This window comes from Chrysiogenes arsenatis DSM 11915 (assembly GCF_000469585.1).
Taxonomy (GTDB): Bacteria; Chrysiogenota; Chrysiogenetes; order Chrysiogenales; family Chrysiogenaceae; genus Chrysiogenes; species Chrysiogenes arsenatis.
The window spans coordinates 1-18177 of the sequence record NZ_AWNK01000015.1 but is presented as its reverse complement, the minus strand read 5'-3'; the positions used below and the strand labels follow the sequence as shown (position 1 = coordinate 18177).

The 18177-nt window shown below is 51.9% G+C and carries 18 protein-coding genes; 3 read left to right on the top strand and 15 right to left on the bottom strand.

Translation table 11 applies throughout. From position 1 onward, the window contains the following. Window positions 1-31 precede the first annotated feature (31 nt). Genes pyrE through P304_RS15150 form a run of 5 tightly spaced genes read right to left on the bottom strand, consistent with a single transcriptional unit; the run spans window position 32 to window position 3954 of the window. Entirely contained in the window at window positions 32-619 is a 588-nt protein-coding gene (gene pyrE, locus P304_RS0110390; RefSeq protein WP_027390488.1) for an orotate phosphoribosyltransferase, read from the bottom strand. Further along, window positions 594-908, bottom strand: a complete 315-nt coding sequence (locus P304_RS0110385; RefSeq protein WP_027390487.1) for an FtsB family cell division protein — start codon at window positions 906-908, stop codon at window positions 594-596. The genes pyrE and P304_RS0110385 overlap by 26 nt, the downstream gene beginning before the upstream one ends. Window positions 909-914: 6 nt before the next feature. Continuing rightward, the gene (locus P304_RS0110380) at window positions 915-2303 is read right to left on the bottom strand and encodes a phosphohexomutase domain-containing protein (RefSeq protein ID WP_027390486.1); all 1389 of its coding nucleotides are present in this window, start codon (window positions 2301-2303) and stop codon (window positions 915-917) included. After that, complete coding sequence (locus tag P304_RS0110375; RefSeq protein WP_236613345.1) at window positions 2300-3202, bottom strand: dihydroorotate dehydrogenase; 903 nt, start codon at window positions 3200-3202, stop codon at window positions 2300-2302. The genes P304_RS0110380 and P304_RS0110375 overlap by 4 nt, the downstream gene beginning before the upstream one ends. After that, the gene (locus P304_RS15150; RefSeq protein ID WP_034765214.1) at window positions 3199-3954 is read right to left on the bottom strand and encodes a pseudouridine synthase; all 756 of its coding nucleotides are present in this window, start codon (window positions 3952-3954) and stop codon (window positions 3199-3201) included. The genes P304_RS0110375 and P304_RS15150 overlap by 4 nt, the downstream gene beginning before the upstream one ends. Window positions 3955-4292: 338 nt before the next feature. On the opposite strand from P304_RS15150, the gene P304_RS0110365 reads away from it, so the two are divergent. Together P304_RS0110365 and P304_RS0110360 are read left to right on the top strand one after the other, a co-directional pair. Beyond that, window positions 4293-5621: a M16 family metallopeptidase gene (locus P304_RS0110365; RefSeq protein WP_027390484.1), complete on the top strand. Its 1329-nt coding sequence runs from the start codon at window positions 4293-4295 to the stop codon at window positions 5619-5621. A 62-nt stretch (window positions 5622-5683) separates the two neighbouring features. After that, a complete protein-coding gene (locus tag P304_RS0110360) occupies window positions 5684-8731 on the top strand; it encodes a tetratricopeptide repeat protein (RefSeq protein ID WP_027390483.1) in 3048 nt (1015 codons plus the stop codon). A 6-nt stretch (window positions 8732-8737) separates the two neighbouring features. On the opposite strand, the gene P304_RS15145 is transcribed toward P304_RS0110360, so the two are convergent. The 10 genes from P304_RS15145 to P304_RS17640 all read right to left on the bottom strand — a co-directional run bounded on the left by P304_RS15145 (window position 8738) and on the right by P304_RS17640 (window position 18059). Beyond that, window positions 8738-10498, bottom strand: coding sequence for an ATP-binding protein (locus P304_RS15145; protein ID WP_051321601.1), 1761 nt, complete (start codon window positions 10496-10498; stop codon window positions 8738-8740). Then, window positions 10495-10887: a DUF1987 domain-containing protein gene (locus tag P304_RS0110350; RefSeq protein ID WP_027390482.1), complete on the bottom strand. Its 393-nt coding sequence runs from the start codon at window positions 10885-10887 to the stop codon at window positions 10495-10497. The genes P304_RS15145 and P304_RS0110350 overlap by 4 nt, the downstream gene beginning before the upstream one ends. Window positions 10888-10908: 21 nt before the next feature. Further along, a complete protein-coding gene (locus tag P304_RS0110345) occupies window positions 10909-11475 on the bottom strand; it encodes a SiaB family protein kinase (protein ID WP_027390481.1) in 567 nt (188 codons plus the stop codon). Then, a complete protein-coding gene (locus P304_RS0110340) occupies window positions 11472-13490 on the bottom strand; it encodes a SpoIIE family protein phosphatase (protein WP_027390480.1) in 2019 nt (672 codons plus the stop codon). The genes P304_RS0110345 and P304_RS0110340 overlap by 4 nt, the downstream gene beginning before the upstream one ends. Window positions 13491-13561: 71 nt before the next feature. After that, window positions 13562-14098: a MotE family protein gene (locus P304_RS0110335; RefSeq protein ID WP_027390479.1), complete on the bottom strand. Its 537-nt coding sequence runs from the start codon at window positions 14096-14098 to the stop codon at window positions 13562-13564. Window positions 14099-14211: 113 nt separating this feature from the next. Further along, window positions 14212-15348 (bottom strand): methionine adenosyltransferase, encoded by a 1137-nt coding sequence (metK, locus tag P304_RS0110330; RefSeq protein ID WP_027390478.1) that lies wholly within the window; start codon window positions 15346-15348, stop codon window positions 14212-14214. Further along, the gene (locus P304_RS0110325) at window positions 15345-15989 is read right to left on the bottom strand and encodes a hypothetical protein (protein WP_027390477.1); all 645 of its coding nucleotides are present in this window, start codon (window positions 15987-15989) and stop codon (window positions 15345-15347) included. Before P304_RS0110325 ends, metK begins: the two co-directional genes overlap by 4 nt. A gap of 4 nt (window positions 15990-15993) precedes the next feature. After that, window positions 15994-16407: a nucleoside-diphosphate kinase gene (ndk, locus tag P304_RS0110320; protein WP_027390476.1), complete on the bottom strand. Its 414-nt coding sequence runs from the start codon at window positions 16405-16407 to the stop codon at window positions 15994-15996. Between the two features lie 52 nt (window positions 16408-16459). Then, complete coding sequence (locus P304_RS0110315) at window positions 16460-17302, bottom strand: tetratricopeptide repeat protein (protein WP_160165054.1); 843 nt, start codon at window positions 17300-17302, stop codon at window positions 16460-16462. Window positions 17303-17690: 388 nt separating this feature from the next. Beyond that, on the bottom strand, window positions 17691-18059 hold the full coding sequence (locus P304_RS17640; RefSeq protein WP_000538659.1) for a hypothetical protein: 369 nt from the start codon (window positions 18057-18059) through the stop codon (window positions 17691-17693). 31 nt (window positions 18060-18090) lie between these two features. Between P304_RS17640 and P304_RS16705 the strand changes: the two genes are divergently transcribed. Beyond that, the coding region (locus P304_RS16705; protein ID WP_031929798.1) for a Rop family plasmid primer RNA-binding protein at window positions 18091-18177 on the top strand (87 nt) is incomplete at its 3' end.

Genomic DNA, 18177 nt, shown 5'->3' with positions numbered 1-18177 from the left:
ATTTTAAACGAAAATTTTTCCCGCAGAACCCTTAGACGCGCTTGATAATATCGCGGCTGCCAGGTTTGACAAGGTCAAGTTTGGCTTCGTCGCAAATCGGGCAGTTGTCGGGGTCATACGCCGGAACATCGATCGTCAAGAGACTGCGATACGGAACGCCTAGTTGTGCAGTACCGTTGCTGCGGTCAACCAGACTACCACCCATTAGCACGTCCGCGCCCATGGACTTGGCCAATGAGATAGCCTCAATAATGCTGTCACCCGTCGTAATAACGTCTTCGATAACGAGCACCCGCTCGCCAGGGCGGATTTCAAAGCCACGGCGGAGTGTAAAGCTGCCGTGCAGCCGTTCACAGTACAGCGAACGAGCACCAAGAGCGCGCGCCACTTCGTGTCCCGCACGAATACCGCCCAGCGCCGGAGCGAGAACCACATCCACCTTCACGTCGATCAATGAAGCCAACTGACTACAGAGAAGTTCCCCTTTTTTCGGGTACTGCATAACACGGGCGCACTGGAGATACGTGTCAGAGTGCTTGCCGCTGGAAAGCAGGAAATGCCCTTTCAGCATCGCTCCTGTTTCTAAAAAAACATCAATGATTTGCTCTTTCGTCAGCATGGTTCTTCTCACCTTCAGTAAGTTTTATAATCCGCTCGCCGGGCAGAGCCATACCCAGTATCCGACGAGCAAGTTGAATAAGGTAATCACGGTCGTTTTGCAGCCGGTCTATCCGCTGCTCTACCGCATCCGCTTCATATTGCAATCGCGCCAAATGCCCTTCAAGCTCAGCGCGAGTTTCTTGAAGTTCGCGATACTTGAGGTAACCCATATCATTGAATGCGAAAGTCAGGAAAAACCCCAGTGCAAATAAAAAGGCAATCAGCGGAAAAAAACTCTGGCGCGTCATAGCAACTTAACTGAGCAAAAAGCGTTTGCCTGCCGCCAGCAAATCGGACACGACTGACTCATCCGCCCCTTCGGCATAGACGCGCGCTACCGGTTCCGTCCCTGAAAGACGCACAAGAATCCAGCGATCATCGCCAAACAGGAACTTCACGCCATCGGTGCGCACCACTTCCTGCACGGCAAATTCACCGACGTTGGTAACATCTTTGGCAAGGTTTGCCTTGAGCTTCTCCATATCAACCCCCTCAAGGGCGATATTGACCCGCTTGCAAATGAGTTGACCGACAGATTCGCGCACGTCTTGCAGGATTTCAAAGAACCCTTTTTGATAGTGACATACCGCTTCCGCGAGGAGCAGCACCGCGATAATGCCATCTTTTTCTGGCACGTGGCGATAGATCGACATACCTGCGCTTTCTTCAGCAGCCAACGCAATTTTATCTTCGCAAATCAGCTCGCCAAGCCATTTGAATCCCACGGGAGTTTCATAGTGCTCACGACCGAAATGGCGCGCAACGCGGTCGAGCATATGGGTGGTCGCCACAGAACGACCGGTGCCGCCATTCATGTTTTTCACGCCAATCAGGTACCATGCGAGCACGGTAGCAACGTCGTTGGGATTCAAACACTCCCCCTGGGGCGTCAAAACACCAAAACGGTCGGCATCGCCATCGCACATTAAGCCAAGGGTATGCTGCGCCGGATCGATAAAGCGGATAAAATCGGCAATATACTCTTCGGCGGGCTCTGGCGGAAATCCACCAAAGTACGGATCGCGCGTATCATTGATTATATCGTAGGGGACGTTATTGCGTTGCAAAAGCTCGTCAAGAATACCCCGCGCCGCACCAAAGATTGGGTTGAGGGCAAACCGCCCCTGACGGAGTAAATCGAAATTGATGATCGACTCGATTTGGCGGTAATACGATTCGCGCGGATCGATTATCTCGTAGGTATTAGCAAACTGCGGCTGCCAATTATCAGCCAAGAGTTTATTGGCAAGCGCTTCGATTTTTTTCGTAATATGCGGCAATGCTGGACCACCAGACTCCATGCTGTATTTGACACCACACCAGTCGCTGGGGTTGTGGCTGGCAGTAAAGTTTAGGCCACCAGCCAGCTTTTTATCCATGATTGTCCAGGCAATCATAGGTGTCGGAATATCCCGTTCCACGAGAAAAACCCGAACCCCTTCAGCGGCCAAAATCCGTGCCGTATCGCGAGCGAATTTTTCCGTCAAAAAGCGTGGATCGCGCCCAACAACCACCCCTTGTTCCGCCTGACCGTTTTCGTGTAGCACATCGGCAATGGCCTTGGCCACACAGGCCACACCCTGAAACGTAAAGTCGTATGCTAAATGCCCCCGCCAACCACTGGTTCCAAATGCGATTTTCATACCTTCACCCCTCCGACAAACTCGTTCAGGTCAATCCGGTTGTCATCAAAGTACGCTTCCAACTCTTCCAGAATCGTCAAGGCCGCACAGGGGTCGACAAAGTTGGCCGTCCCGACCTGCACCGCTGCGGCACCCGCCAGCATGTATTCCAAAGCGTCGTCACGATTCATGATGCCGCCAATGCCGATCAGTGGCAAATCGGTCACTTGTGACGCCTGAAAAACCATTCGCACGCCGACGGGTTTGATGGCGGGGCCACTCAAGCCACCAGTAATATTCGCAATTTTCGGCAAACGGGTTTTAACATCTATCGCCATGCCTATGAGCGTATTGATCAGACTCAGGCTATCGGCACCGCCCAACGTAGCCGCTTCGGCAAAAGGGCGAATATCGGCAACATTTGGACTGAGCTTAACGATCAGTGGTTTTTCCGTCACGGCACGTACCGCCTCAACCACTTTGCGGGTCGCTTCAACCGATGAGCCAAACGCGATGCCGCCCTCTTTTACGTTCGGGCATGAAATATTCATTTCTAATGCTTTCACGCCATCAACACTCAGCGCACGGGCACACTCAGCGTACTCTTCGAGCGTGTTCCCATAAAAATTCGCAATGACCGCCGCGCCAAGATCTTGTAGCCGTGGCAGTTTTTCCTGGATAAACGTCGCGACGCCAACATTTTGCAAGCCAATCGCATTCAGCATGCCACCGTACGTTTCCGTAATGCGCGGCATTTTATTGCCAAGGCTCCCTTTGAGACTCAACCCTTTCACGCAGATGCCACCAAGTCGATTGACCGGAAAATAGTCATTGAATTCCAATCCATACCCGAAGGTACCACTCGCCACCATGACGCGGTTGGCAAACACCTCATCGCGAATAGTTAGAGAATATCTCACCGCTTGTTCCCCCGTATACTGAGAGCTTTTTTCTTAATTTTCACAAAGTAATCAATTTCCCACTGTTCCGCAGAACGATAATGACCAGGCTCTATCCCACCAAGGAGAATCTCGCCCATCCGTACCCGTTTGAGCTTTTTCACATCACGACCAATGGTTTCAAACATCTTGCGAATCTGGCGATTACGCCCCTCGGTAATCGTTATTTCGTACCAGAGCTCTTCCGAAACCGGCGTGCGGATTTTTTTCACTTTTGCCGGCAGCGTCTTGCGACCATCAATCATAACCCCTTTTTCAAGCCGCTCCATATCTTCACGAGTCAAGGGGGCATCAACGCGCACCATATAGGCCTTGGTGACGTGAAATGCTGGGTGGGTCAGCGCGTACTGTAAATCGCCATCGTTCGTAAGAATCAACAGGCCGGAAGTATCCCAGTCAAGACGCCCCGCAGGAACCACCGGTTCCTTTACACCATGGAGCAAATCGGTCACCACTGGGCGTTCTTTATCATCAGCGGTCGAAGTAATATAGCCGCGCGGTTTGTGCATGATAATATAGACTAACGAGCGGAAAACGTGGATTTCCTTGCCATCAACTTGCACGCGATCCGTGTCTGGATCGGCCTTAGCACCCAGTTCGGTGACTATCTTCCCATTCACCATCACGCGGCCACTGGTAATCAACTCTTCGGCTTTGCGACGTGAGGCAACGCCCGCTTGGGCGAGAAATTTCTGTAAACGTAATTTTTCCATAAAATCCTGTCTTTGTGTGGGCGATTATGCAAGCGGGGATTCTAACACGGTTTTTTTCGACTGGCTATCGGCTCTTGCGGAAAAATATCCTCCAAACTGGCAGAATGCGCGAGAGTGGTGTAAAGTACTGTGGTTTGATGCGCTCCAGCACATCAACGAGAGAGCAAGCCCAGCCCTGCCACTCATCACCACGTCTCAAGCAAAAGCATATTGGATCGCATGAGTGACGCGTGCTCTTGCCAACGTCCTGTGATAGGATAGGCAAATTATTACTCACGAAATCAGCCAAAAATCACGATACGTCTGTGAAAAACCAATGACATCAAGGGAGTAAAATCATGGTTTATTTTCGATACCGCCTTCTGCCATTTTTCATTGCTGCGTTATTTGCTTTTTTTCCCTTCAGCGCCGTCGCCGCCGAGGTCATTCGCCATCCATCCGGCGCAACACTTATATTGGAACCAATGCCGGAAAAACAGGTTACTTCGGTGCAACTGTGGGTCAAAACGGGCTCAATCAACGAAGGGGAACGCTTTCACGGCCTGTCGCATTTCCTTGAACACCTGTTATTTAAAGGTTCGCTCAACTATCCGCTTGGTACAATCGACCGCACTATCGAAGGATTTGGCGGTCGCGTGAACGCCGCTACCAGCAAAGATTTTACCTACTACTACATTAGCAGCGCCAACCAATTCGCTCCGTTAGCACTGGATATTTTAGGAGATATCGTCCTAAATCCGATTTTTGACACCGACGAAATGGTGTTGGAGAAGGAAGTGGTGATTGAAGAAATCCGCCGTGGGCTGGATAACCCGTACCGTCAGGTCTACGAAACACTTGCAGCCATGCTTTTTGAAAATCATCCCTATCAACGCAACGTCATAGCGCATGAAGCGGCTATCACAAACAGCACCCGTGAGCTGATTGCTGAGTACCACCGTCGCTATTACTCCCCTGCCAATCTTGCCATTGTCGCGGTAGGTGGATTTGACAGAGAACGTCTGTTAGAGCAAATCGAACTTGTGCTGGCGCCTCATACGGTGCGCGGCTTCCAGCCATCGGCTCCGCGTCATTACCCTGCACTCCCCTCGCTTGCTCGCGAACAGTATCAGCAACTCTCAGACGAAAAAGTTCAGGTAAAATCTTTGGTTTGGGCAAGTCGCGGGCCAATTGGAGCACACCGCGATACGTACGCACTCGATCTCCTTTCAGAACTCCTTTCTGCCGGAAAGCAGAGCCTGTGGTACCGTGAATTTGTTGAACCCGGAACACTTTTAAGTGCCTGGGCAAGCTTCAGCACCAACCTCTCTCACGGTGCTTTCTACATGGCAGCCCGCTACCAACCAGAACAAACGTACCATGACGTCATGTCAAACCTAAATCATTCCTTAGAAAAGCTTTCAGCGGATTTACTTGCCGGAAACCTTGACGATCATATCGCGCGAGCCAAGCAGCGGATTACCAACGCCAAAATCTTCCAACAGCAGAAAGTAGACGCGATAGCCACACGACTTGGTATCGCTTTTACGGTGACCGGACTGGAATACGACCAAACGTATGTGGAAAACCTTGCCACAGTGACGGCACCAGAAATTGCGCGCGTACTGAAAACCTATGTGCTCCGTCCGGCAGGTGCAGGAGTTGAGCTGGTTCCGAAAAAACCATAAAGGGAACATTCGCATCTGCGTACTCTGCGGACACATTACTGACTTACTGCTTGGAGAACGGAATGGCAGAACAGGATACTCTCGATTTTCTTGATAGCGACTTAGAGCAAGCACCGCTGCTCTATCGGTGGCTGCAAAAAATCCCTTACCTCAAGAACATCCCCTTCCTGATCAATCTCGCCCTGCGCCTACCTGATCCTCGTTCCCGCCAAGGGATGATGATTTACGGCGGGAGCGCGGCGGGAATTCTGCTCATTGGCATTGTCCTGCTGGTAATCGCACTCCTCCCAGAAAAAGAGCCGGAGATCGTCAAGCCTGTCGCCGATCCTTCCACCGTGCTCGCCGGTTTGGCTACGAAACGGAAACAGGAAGTTGAAGTGCGCGACATTCACTTCGACCGCGGCGACGACTTTTTGAACCGTGGCGAATACTCCCGCGCCATGCTGGAATACGAGCTAGCCATCAGTAAAAATGCCGCTCTCGCGTACTACAACCTTGGCGTTGTGTATAACCGCCTCGGGCAACAAGACGAAGCCATTGAAAGCTACCGCCAAGCAATGAACGCACGGCCAGAATTCCCTGACGCTTATATTGGTATGGGGATGACCATGAAAAGCCTTGGCCGCCATACCGAATCATTGCAATATTTTCTCGACGCTATCCGCCTTTCGCCACGCGATTCGACCTATCATAACAACGCGGCAAATGCCTACCTTCAGCTACAAAACTACCGTAAAGCCAGCGAGCATTACGATCGCGCGCTGGCGCTTGATCCCGCCAATATCGAAGCGCTCATCAACCGCAGTTCGCTGATGCTCGCGACCGGCGATGTTGATGGAGCCATCAACGGCTATCAGGAAGTGCTCCGCATCGACCCCGCAAATCACGCCGTAAAAAACAATCTCGGCATGGCGCTGCGCAAAAAAGGGCGGCTGTACGACGCCCTTTCAACGTTCCGCGAAGCTTCGATGATGCAGAAAACACCCAATGTTTTTATCAACATGGGCGACACGTTCCGCGATCTCGGGCAGGTAGACGATGCCATTAACTCTTATGTTTCAGCGGCTAACCTCTCCGAAACAAACTACCCACTAAAAAAACTTTCTGAATACCACTTTACACTGCTGCGCTTTGACGACCTACATGACACCCTGAATCTGATCGCCAGAAAAGAACCATGGTATCCCCGTGGAGAAGAACTCAGCAGCTACGTTGCCGCTATTCGTGGCGACACAGTAGACGCTATTCAACGTGCCGAAGCACTTGTCCGGCGCGATGGCGATGAACTGAGCGGATTGCGTAGCGCATCACTGCTGAACTTACTGCAAAATAGACCGCAAAACGCTGACCGCTACATCCGCCAATTTGCCCAGCGATACCCTACCAATCCACTCGCAAACGCACTCCAAGGAGAGTTGCACCGCGTACGCGGCGATGCTGCCAAAGCGCGCGAAGTACTCCAACCACAAAACACTCCTGCCGCACACTATTACCTTGGCAAACTTGCCTTAGCCGCCAATCAGAAAGATTCCGCCGACCACCACTTTGCCCTCGCAGCAAACGCCGACGGGGAGATTCCCGGCAAAGCCCTCTTTGCACGCGCCTTGATTGGATTTAGCCAACAAAACGCCGAAGCAGCAACCGCACACCTGCGCGATGCACTGACAAAAGGGATCGGTACAGGCCAACTCGAAATCCTCCCGCGCTTCCATCTTTCCGACCGCTACGAATACCGTTTAACCTATATTTTTTCGCCATTTAACTCTCCTGCAGAACGCTATCTGGAGTACGCGCGACCCTTGCTCATGGAAACCGTTCGTTCGCGCAGCCTAGAACAGAGCGCCCTTGCCAGTTACGAAAGCTCCCTCTACCGCATTGCTCACCGCCAGATGCAGCGTGCCGCCCGTTATTCCGACGCCGCAACACTCAACAACCGTGCCGTAGAAATGCACATGACCGGCGACCTTGTTGGCTCCCTGCCACTGTTTGAACAAGCACGTGAACACGAAAGAAACGATCCCATTATCCGCTACAACATCGCCTTGACGCACCAAAAACTTGGTAACGATAAGGAAGCGCGTCAACTCTACGGTGAACTCCGTTCAGCCGCACCACTGCTCTTTGAAGTCGACATTAACCTCGCCGTACTGGACGAACGGCGCGGCAATCGCGACGCGATTTTACTTGGCATGGCAAACCTCTACGACCGAATTGTTTCTGTCTACCAACAGCAAGCAGGAACAGCAGAAGACCTCGCAACCTTTGACGTAAAAATCCAAGACCCACGCCTCGCGTTGCTTGCTGCGCTGGCTCACAGTATGGGTGGCGAAGAAAATCGCATCAAAGCGCGTTCTCTCTTTCAGGAATTACGCACGCAACACCCACACATTATTGAAGGGGCGCTTTTTGACGAAATTTTCTGGGGCAATGCCGCCCCATTCCCCAAAGAGCTTGCCGTCAGCCCACGCTATCAGATGCTACAGGGTGACCGAGCACTACTCGCCGGAAACCCGCAAGAAGCCTTGAAATTCTACCAGCAAAGCTATCAACAAAATCGCAACGTCATCAGTCGCGCCAAACTCGGCATTGCGTACGAACAAATGAAAAAACCAGAAATGGCCAATCGCTATTTCCGCGAAGGGGGACGCGACGGCTACACCATCGTATCACTCAATAACCTTGGCAATAACCTAGCAAACCTTGAGCGATACGATGCCATGCAAGCGGCGTATGAACAAGCGCTAGAACAAGAGCAAGAGAATTTTGCCGTGCTCATGAACTACGCCTACGCTAACCAACAATTCAAACGGTACGAGTTCGCGCGGGAAATATTTGAATTTGCTGCCCGCATCAACCCAACCAACCCTATGACCTACTACAATCTTGCCAAAATACACCTGATGTATGACCGTGTTTTTATGGCAAAAGAAGAACTCTTTAAAGGGCTTGACCCGTATCCCAACATGCCACAGCTAAACTACTTAATGGGGCTATTAGGGCTGCTGGATCGCAACTACCAAGAAAGTGTCTACTATCTCCAGCGCGGACTCAACAACGGGGTCGATGCGAAAAAACTGGATGATGTCGAATTGACGCTGAGCGTGCGGTAACGTTGATCAGATAAGTTCCGGCCAACGACGGGCGACTTCCCGTGTATAAGCAAGCTCCTGCTGTATAGCTTCAAGCTCGCGCAGCGTCATGGATTCCCCCCGCCGCGCTTTCTGCTCTAGTGCACGCACTTTTTCAAAGGCTTGTGGCGCCTGAAACAGCCCTACCAACCCTTTGAGGCGGTGTAGCTGGAGCGCAACTTCTTCTTGATTACCGTCTGCTATCGCTTGCTGAAGTGCTTGCACTAATGCGGGATAGGTTTCCTGAAAAAATCGCTCCAGCATGGAGTGCCACAGTTCGTAGTCTCCCTCAAAATTATCACTGATCCACTTCCAGTTAAAGACCGACTGTGAGGCAAAATCGCCTGCCGCTGGACGTGAGCAAGCGGGTTGCGGTGCTTGATGCGGCGTATCTGGCCCAAAAAGCGCCCCCAACGTATGCAGCAGATCGACCTTGCGAACGGGTTTGGCCAGATGAGCAGTCATGCCAGCGGCTAAAAATCGCGAGATATCTTCTTCCATAGCGTACGCGGTGAGCGCCACAATGGGAATTGGCGTCATCCCTTGTTCTTTTTCATACTTCCGAATGGCCGCAGTAGCCTCCAACCCGTCGAGAATGGGCATTTGAATATCCATTAAAATAAGGTCGAAGTTATTTTCCCGAAATAAGGCACAGGCGGTTTCGCCATCGGCAGCACGAATGACGCTATGCTTCTCTTCCTGCAGTAGAAACGATATGTACTCAAAATTCAGCGGCATATCTTCGGCGATCAGAATGTGCAATGGTCGGATCGCGGTGGTCGCTTCCCCGGCGCTAGCAAGTGATACGCCGTTTTTTTCATTGGCGAACGCTGGTTCATAAAAAGGGATAACAAGCTGGAAGCACGTTCCGCGTCCCATCTCGCTGCGTACCAGTATTGATCCTCCCATCAGTTCCGCTAGCGCTTTGGCAATCGGCAGCCCTAAGCCGGTGCCGGTGCTTTTGCCGAGATAGCTGTTTTCGACCTGCACAAAGGTGTTGAATATTTCCGGCAAAGATTCGGCAGGAATGCCGATGCCGCTATCTTCGACGGTAAAGGTCACTATCGTAGCCTCTTTTTCGGTTTGGGCGTTGGCACTCAGGGAAACTCTCCCGCCATGCGGCGTGAATTTAATGGCATTCGCAACGAGGTTGTGTAGCACCTGCTCGAGTCGAAGCAGCGCCCCGTACAGCGTGGCGGGAAGTGAAGGCTCAAGGTTTAGCGTAAAGGTGATCTGCTTCTCCTGCGCGCTCATACGGTGCAGTGCTGCCAGACGCTCCAAGAGTTCTACGGGGGCAAATGTCTCTGGTGTGAGCGTCATTTTTCCCGCTTCTACTTTGGAAAGATCGAGAATATCGTTGATAATTTTCAGGAGGGAATTGGCGGATTCAGACGCCATGCTCAGCAAATCTTGGCGTGACGAATCGGTTTCCTGCCGCAGAAGAATTTCCAGCGCCCCGATAATACAGGCAATCGGCGAGCGAATTTCGTGGCTCATATTGGCCAGAAAACGACTTTTTGCCGTATTGGCGCTTTCGGCTGCTTCGCGGGCTTCGCGCAATTCGGAGCGTTCGCGTTCCAGCTTTTCTTGCAGTAAGTCGCTGATATGCGCGACTTTCAGAAATTGTCGCGATATCTTTTCGTGCTGTTGATAGAGGAACCTGAGATCATCAAAGAGGGGATCGTTCTTTTCCGGCTCTGCGGCAAGGCGCTCAGCGATTGCGTGCAGGCGGCTTTGATGCCCACTCATACCGTATTCCCGTTGCTCAGTGCTTCGGTATGAAACGGGAGCGTCAAATCTTCGCTGAACTCTTCGGCAATCTGCAACGAGCGGTCATCGTCAATGTCGTGATACCAGTAGACTTCCACGGTTTGCCCACGGCGGTGTGCTTCGTCGGCAATATCAAAAATATCCATCAACGATTTGACGCTGCTGGTGTTGAGGTAGCGTACGTTGAGTTTGATCGTTAAATTGGCCGCTGGTTCGCCAAGATACGTGCTCAAAGCGTCAATCAGCGGCGCGTAATAGGCGATGGCATTTTCGGGATATGATTCACCTGATATTTGCAGCACGTGCTGGACAGGATCGAAATGGATAGTGGGTGTTGATGTTGTGGCTTCTCGATGTATCGGTTCCATGTAACGTATCCTCAAATCGGTTTAGAGTGTGGCCGCAAGGGTAAAAAATGTATGCGTATCGTCGATCGGCTGCATGGAATAGTACAGAGGCTCTTTGACCAAACGTGCCATACTGATCAGTCCCAACCCGGCACCGCCGTTACCATTGACAATCAAATCGCGTGGCTTTTTCAGTGTTTCCTTGTAAAAACGGCGCAGCTCTTTTTCGTCAAGGCTTTTAATGTGGTCGATATGGGCGGCGAGCGCGGCAACATCGTCATGCATCACCAGATTACCAGAGCTAACAGTATAGCGCTCACCATTTTGTTTGATCACAATAATCGCGTTGTTGAGCCGCGGGAACTCTTCGGGAGCGGTTTCGGCAAAGCGCTGGGCATAGTGGCGGATATTCTGAACCTGTTCGATGTAAATCGAAAAAACATCGAACACGACGCTCTTTTCCGCCGCCTCTTCTTCCAGATGTTTGCGAATCGCTAAGCCAAGTTCTTCGATGATCGTGCGGGTGAGCGAGCCATTAAAACAGAGCATCACGTCGAGTTGCGACAGCGTTTGCTGGAGCGCAAATAAATCGGCGTTTTTAGAAATCATACCGGCTCCTTTGTTGCTTCGTGCAGGGAATATGCAGAGGGAATAAGGCGGAAACCGACAACAGTGATATCATCACGTTGCGCCGTTCCCCGCCGATACTCCCGCAAGTGTTTTTGTAAATGGGTATTTTGTTCCGAAAGAGGATGGTGCGCCAGTTGCGACAGGGTAGCGGCAAAACGGCGTGAGCCATAGCTTATTTGCTTTACGCCACCGATTTGATCCAGATAGCCATCGCTGCTGAGGTAATATGTTGCCTCAGGGTCATACGGACAGGTGACATCAGGGAACTCCCATGCGGCAGCACTACGCCGATAGCCCAAGCTGCGACGTGTGCCGGCCAACACGGTACAGGATTTGTCTTTCACCATGTAGAGCGCCAGATTTCCGCTGGCGAAACTCAGTTGTTTTTCAGCCGTGTCGATAAGGCAAAGCACCATTTCCAGCCCATTGTCCAGCCGTGTTGCCGCCTGTTCCGTGTGCAAGGCGCGCTTTAAGCGGCGATTGAACTCGCCAAGCAGCGCTCCAGGCGCTCCTACCCCTCGCTCCGCCACAAGGCTATCCAGAATAGCATGGGCGCTCATCGCCATCAAAGCGCCCGCCACGCCATGCCCCGTGCAATCCGCCAGCCCCAACAACATCCGATCGCCATCGCGACGCAGATACATAAAGTCGCCGCCAACACCATCGCGTGGTTCCCAGAGTAAAAAACTCTGCGGCAAGTGTTTTTGTAGTGTTTGCTGGTTAGGCAACAAAGCGTGGAGCAGCGTTTGCGCGTACTCAATCCCTTGCACGATCTGGCTATTCGCTTCTTGCAGCGCCGCGGTCCGTTCCTCTACCCGTTTTTCGAGCGTAGTTGTATGACCTTCCACGGTGTCAGCCAGACGGTTAAACGCTTGCACCAGCTCGCCGATCTCATCCTCGCGCTGCTCGGCAAGGCGTACGCTATAGTTGCCTTGCGACATGCTGGCGGCACCGCGCGCCACGTTGCCAATCGGGAGCAGGATGTAACGATCCAATAAAAAGAGCAGCGCCAGCACCATAACAATGAAAATAGCTCCCAACGTGATGCCGATGGGGGCAATCTGGCGTAAACCAGAGACAGTGCCGAGGTTGACCAGCGAAACAGTCATCCAATCGAGTTCCGGCAAATACCCGATGGCCGCCACGTGCGAAGCGTTGTTGTAGGCAATGATGATGCTGGCAATCTCGTCAGGAGTGTCCACCACTTGTTGCAGCGCTCGCGCAACGGTTTTTTCGTCTTCTGGGCGCTCCAGCAAAGAGTAGATAGTCGTCCATTCATCCCGCGCTTGCGAGTGGAGATTCATGTTAATCAGCGAACGATCTTTATGGGCAACAATCGCCCCATCGCGATTGATGATAAACGAGGTAATGTCATCTTCTTGTGAATTCACCAGCCCATGAATAAACTCGGAAAGATCCAGCCCCGTGCCAGTCAGACCGATTCGCTGTTCGCCATCGGCAATCACGGTATTGATCCAGAGATTCGTGATCCCCAGCGTCGGGTTGATATCGACATTAAAACTATAGGTTTGGGGAAGTTTGAGTGAGGTGAAAAACCAGATATCTTTCGGATGGTCAGGGTTGAGCGTTTCGACAAACTCCCGGGCGTCGCGTTCCCCCTGTGCATTATTAAAGTAGTAGCTGTTGCTGCCAGAAAAGGCGACAAACCAGCTCCCCCACTCAAATAAGCGGGCAAAACTGTTTAATTCTTCCAGCGCATGTGACTTAACGGTCGGATCGTGCTCGTCCGCCGACCAACGACGAAGAAACGCCGAATCCGCCAACTTTTGCGTGAGGGCGAGTTCCCGACCAATCGCACCACTTAACCGTTCTTTATGCCAAAGCACGTGACGACGTGTCAGATCGGTTCCCATCTTCGTCGCAATATCGTGTGTTAAATTGCCAAAAAGGGCGATTGAAACCACGCCGGTCAATACTAACAGCAAGAAAACTACGAGAATGCTCTGACGACGGATTCGGGTTGCTGATTTCATGGCACTCCTCACGAGCCGGTACGAGGAAGAAACGGTTTCCTAAGAGCCCCCGTTTTGCAAAAGAGAACGCTTTACAGCGCGTCTTTCACTTCGTCCAGTCCGGGGATATTTTTCATCACAAAGCTGATTTTGGCCGCGTGAACCGGGTTGACTTTGCCCAAAGCATCCAGAATAGCGCCCACGCGACGCGGGTTCATGGCGCTAAAAATCGACGCCACCTCTTCTGGTGACATTTCCGCCACCACACTGGCCGCATCTTTGGGCTTCATCGCTTCGTAGATTTTCGCCACCTGCGCCAGTTTTTCCTGTTGCTTCTCTTCAACCGTTCCCAGCAATTCTTCGATGCGCGCGCGAACGCCATCAAGGGTGTTAATCTGCCCGTTCAGCCGCTGCTGCAAGGCCTGTAATTGCGCTTCGCGTTCACTCAAACGTGCTTCACGTTCATTCAACTCCTGCTCACGAATGCGAATCCCTTCCATCGCTTTGTCGATGTTGATCTCGCTCTGGTAACCACTCCCAAACGCCGTCGGCGGCGCGTCTTGCGCCATCAATGGAGAGAGCAGAAGGAGCATAAAAAAGAGAGAATGAAAATGAAATGGTTTTGTCATCTGTTTCACCAGTCGTATCACGTGACTTTCCCTCGGTACGCTTTTGCCCCTCCATATGGCGAAGCCTGCAGAAAAAGCAAAAGCGCGAGGGTACATTTCTTTGGTTCTTTCGCTTATCGAAGCGCCGTTTGCAGATCGCTGGCGCGATTACACTGTTCCCAACTGAATTCGGAGCGGCCAAAGTGTCCATACGCTGCCGTTTGACGATAGATTGGCCGTTTCAGGTCGAGCGCTGTGATGATGCCACGCGGGGTGAGATCGAAGACCTCCATAACCGCTTGAGCGATTCTTTCGTCAGGCGCCTTCCCCGTCCCATACGTGTCCACGTAAATGGATACGGGCTGCGCAACGCCAATAGCATACGCCAGTTGCACTTCGCACTTATCGGCATAGCCCGCTGCTAGAATGTTCTTGGCCACCCACCGTGCCGCATAGGCTGCTGAGCGGTCGACTTTTGAAGGATCTTTGCCACTGAAAGCACCGCCACCGTGACGACCCATGCCGCCGTAGGTATCGACGATGATCTTGCGCCCAGTTAAGCCGCAATCGCCCATTGGGCCACCAACAATGAACTTTCCGGTTGGGTTGATATGAAACTTAATCTTTGCTTCATCCCAAAGTTCTTCCGGAATCACTGGACGAATCACATGCTTGATGATGTCATTGCGAATAATATCCTGCGTTACCGATTCGGAATGCTGCGAAGAGACAACAACCGTGTCGATGTACTTCGGCGTATCGTTTTCATACGCAACGGTAACTTGGGCTTTGCCGTCAGGGCGCAAGTAGCTGAGCAGACCACTTTTGCGCACCGCCGAAAGTTGTTTCGTAAGCTTATGCGCTAAGGTAATAGGTAGCGGCATCAGCTCTTCGGTTTCACGAATCGCAAAGCCAAACATCATCCCTTGGTCGCCAGCGCCACCGGTGTCAACACCCATCGCGATATCAGGCGACTGCTTATTGATCGTGTTCATGACACCGCATGTTTCATAGTCAAAACCATATTTAGCGCGCGTATAGCCGATTTCACGGATAGTTTCGCGGACGATCTCAGGAATATCAACATAGCATGTGGTCGTAATTTCTCCCGCCACAATAGCGAGCCCGGTCGTAACCATAGTTTCGCAGGCCACGCGCCCTTCAGGATCTTTGGCAAAAATAGCATCAAGGACAGCATCAGAAATCTGATCGGATATTTTATCGGGATGCCCTTCGGTCACCGATTCCGAGGTAAAGAGGCGAAAACTCATGGGAGAACTCCTTCCTGAGACTGATTTTGCGTAAGTACCAACGACGCTCCCTGCACTGAGAGAAAGGCACCGTTCAGCGTTTGATTGAGCGATTGCGCTAATGACTCGGGAGCCACGCGACTATCAAAAAGCATCCGAAGCGTTCCATCGGAGGCGCGATCAACTTGTTGTAACGTCAGATACGATTGCGGAGAGGTTGCACTGAGTAAGGTAAGGAAATACGAAGGTGCGGCGACAGATGCTGGAATGATAACCATAAGGTGCTGAGCGGTACTATTTCCGGTAGACTGAAAGAGCTGAGAACGCAGGCGGTTTTGATCAATGTCCCACTGGATGGTAGCACGGTAAGCCACTTTACCCGCTACGACCGTTCCCACCTGATAGCCTCGGATCGGAAGCGAATCAGGCCGTGCCAGAACCTGTTCATTCCAGAAACGGCGAAACTGTTCTGGCGTTTCCGCCATTTGAATCAGCAACGTGGCAAATGCTTTCTGCCGACTACGGGCGACCGCTTCCGTAGAAGCGTCCCCCTGAAATGTCATTGGCACAACCCCTTCGGCAACTATCATTGCCCCGCACGCTGGGAATGCAATGGCCAACGTGCAGCACAGCGCCAACCCAAACGTACGGGGAAATATCATCGGATTATACCAGTTCGAATTGGTTGAAGAAAAATGCAATTTCTATCGCTGCATTTTCTTCAGAGTCAGAACCGTGAACCGAATTTTCGCCAATGCTCAGCGCGAATTCTTTGCGAATCGTACCCGCATCTGCTTGAGCAGGGTTGGTTGCGCCCATCAGGTCGCGCCATTTAGTGAACGCATTGTCTGCTTCCAGTACTACGGCAACGATAGCGCTCCGGCTCATAAACTCGGTCAGTTCGCCGAAGAATGGGCGGGCGCTGTGCACCGCATAAAACTTCTGCGCGTCTTCGAGTGACAGTTTCATTTTTTTCAAACCGACAATCTTGAATCCCGCTTCTTCAATACGCGCGAGGATTTTGCCGGTGAGTCCGCGCTCAACCGCATCAGGCTTAATCATTCCAAACGTTCTGCTCATGAAATCTCCTTACATTTACAAAAACTTGTACTCCCGCAATAGGGAGACAAAATCATTTTCGACGGGGAACAATGAAACGCTCGTACACCGAACCAATCGTATGACACTCCATACAGAGCAGATAATGCTCTTGATAGCGCCGCCCGCAACTGGTGCACTCAAAGTATTCATTGTCAGAATCGGCGCACTCTAGCAAGAGAGAGGCCGCTTTGTCAAAGTCTCCATCACGGTAATAGAGCCTTGCCAGCGTGGTGGCAACGGCGGTACTGGTTTGTCCTGCCCCGCGCGCTTCGTACAAAAGCGTAAAGGCTTCCTGTTGCTCTTCAATCTCATACAGGTAAAATGCAAAATGTTCCAGCGTGATGCTCTCACGCGGAAACAGCGTCAACCGTTTCTGGTAGCGATCCTTCACAAAAGAGGAACCAAGCTCCCCCCCGTAGGCATCTTCCAAGAGCGGGTAAATCAGTTCGCCGACCAGATGAGGCGAAGCCAGCGCAATATCAAGGTACGCAGCCCCTTTTTTAGGCGATTCCGCCAACTCGCGCGCATACTCCAGATTGATGAAAAAATTCTCCTGATGGTGCTTCAATCCAGCTTTCAGGTGGCTACGTTCTTTGGTGCGCTGATAAAGCAAGTAATAGAACAAGGCAATTTCAAGCTGAAACGATTCGCCGCTTAGCTTCGCAATTCGCTTGTAGCACTCAATCGCCGGCTCGTAATCGGTGAGCAGGATATGGATTTCCAGCAAGAGCACTTGCGCTTCCAATGACTCGATCAACCCAAGGTATTCCTGCAGTGATTCTTTGGCACGATCATACAAACCAGCCGCCTTGTAATCACGCGCCAGTTCCAGCAGTGAGCGGGCAAACACATCGCGATCCGTCCCGATTTGCAAAGTTTTGTGTATTTTGATGGCCTTTCCAGCACACTGGGGTCATAGCTGTTTCCTGATCTAGGTGACCATCCTAGCACAGGGGGATCGATCCTCTAGAGTCGACCTGCAGGCATGCAAGCTCTGCATTAATGAATCGGCCAACGCGCGGGGAGAGGCGGTTTGCGTATTGGGCGCTCTTCCGCTTCCTCGCTCACTGACTCGCTGCGCTCGGTCGTTCGGCTGCGGCGAGCGGTATCAGCTCACTCAAAGGCGGTAATACGGTTATCCACAGAATCAGGGGATAACGCAGGAAAGAACATTCGGGCAGCGTTGGGTCCTGGCCACGGGTGCGCATGATCGTGCTCCTGTCGTTGAGGACCCGGCTAGGCTGGCGGGGTTGCCTTACTGGTTAGCAGAATGAATCACCGATACGCGAGCGAACGTGAAGCGACTGCTGCTGCAAAACGTCTGCGACCTGAGCAACAACATGAATGGTCTTCGGTTTCCGTGTTTCGTAAAGTCTGGAAACGCGGAAGTCAGCGCCCTGCACCATTATGTTCCGGATCTGCATCGCAGGATGCTGCTGGCTACCCTGTGGAACACCTACATCTGTATTAACGAAGCGCTGGCATTGACCCTGAGTGATTTTTCTCTGGTCCCGCCGCATCCATACCGCCAGTTGTTTACCCTCACAACGTTCCAGTAACCGGGCATGTTCATCATCAGTAACCCGTATCGTGAGCATCCTCTCTCGTTTCATCGGTATCATTACCCCCATGAACAGAAATCCCCCTTACACGGAGGCATCAGTGACCAAACAGGAAAAAACCGCCCTTAACATGGCCCGCTTTATCAGAAGCCAGACATTAACGCTTCTGGAGAAACTCAACGAGCTG

What these genes read in the sequence shown, in the direction of transcription:
- pyrE (WP_027390488.1), bottom strand. Translation starts at nt 619, where the DNA reads ATGCTGACGAAAGAGCAAATCATTGATGTTTTTTTAGAAACAGGAGCG.
- P304_RS0110385 (WP_027390487.1), bottom strand. Translation starts at nt 908, where the DNA reads ATGACGCGCCAGAGTTTTTTTCCGCTGATTGCCTTTTTATTTGCACTG.
- P304_RS0110380 (WP_027390486.1), bottom strand. Translation starts at nt 2,303, where the DNA reads ATGAAAATCGCATTTGGAACCAGTGGTTGGCGGGGGCATTTAGCATAC.
- P304_RS15150 (WP_034765214.1), bottom strand. Translation starts at nt 3,954, where the DNA reads ATGGAAAAATTACGTTTACAGAAATTTCTCGCCCAAGCGGGCGTTGCC.
- P304_RS0110365 (WP_027390484.1), top strand. Translation starts at nt 4,293, where the DNA reads ATGGTTTATTTTCGATACCGCCTTCTGCCATTTTTCATTGCTGCGTTA.
- P304_RS0110360 (WP_027390483.1), top strand. Translation starts at nt 5,684, where the DNA reads ATGGCAGAACAGGATACTCTCGATTTTCTTGATAGCGACTTAGAGCAA.
- P304_RS15145 (WP_051321601.1), bottom strand. Translation starts at nt 10,498, where the DNA reads ATGAGTGGGCATCAAAGCCGCCTGCACGCAATCGCTGAGCGCCTTGCC.
- P304_RS0110350 (WP_027390482.1), bottom strand. Translation starts at nt 10,887, where the DNA reads ATGGAACCGATACATCGAGAAGCCACAACATCAACACCCACTATCCAT.
- P304_RS0110345 (WP_027390481.1), bottom strand. Translation starts at nt 11,475, where the DNA reads ATGATTTCTAAAAACGCCGATTTATTTGCGCTCCAGCAAACGCTGTCG.
- P304_RS0110340 (WP_027390480.1), bottom strand. Translation starts at nt 13,490, where the DNA reads ATGAAATCAGCAACCCGAATCCGTCGTCAGAGCATTCTCGTAGTTTTC.
- P304_RS0110335 (WP_027390479.1), bottom strand. Translation starts at nt 14,098, where the DNA reads ATGACAAAACCATTTCATTTTCATTCTCTCTTTTTTATGCTCCTTCTG.
- metK (WP_027390478.1), bottom strand. Translation starts at nt 15,348, where the DNA reads ATGAGTTTTCGCCTCTTTACCTCGGAATCGGTGACCGAAGGGCATCCC.
- P304_RS0110325 (WP_027390477.1), bottom strand. Translation starts at nt 15,989, where the DNA reads ATGATATTTCCCCGTACGTTTGGGTTGGCGCTGTGCTGCACGTTGGCC.
- ndk (WP_027390476.1), bottom strand. Translation starts at nt 16,407, where the DNA reads ATGAGCAGAACGTTTGGAATGATTAAGCCTGATGCGGTTGAGCGCGGA.
- P304_RS17640 (WP_000538659.1), bottom strand. Translation starts at nt 18,059, where the DNA reads ATGGGGGTAATGATACCGATGAAACGAGAGAGGATGCTCACGATACGG.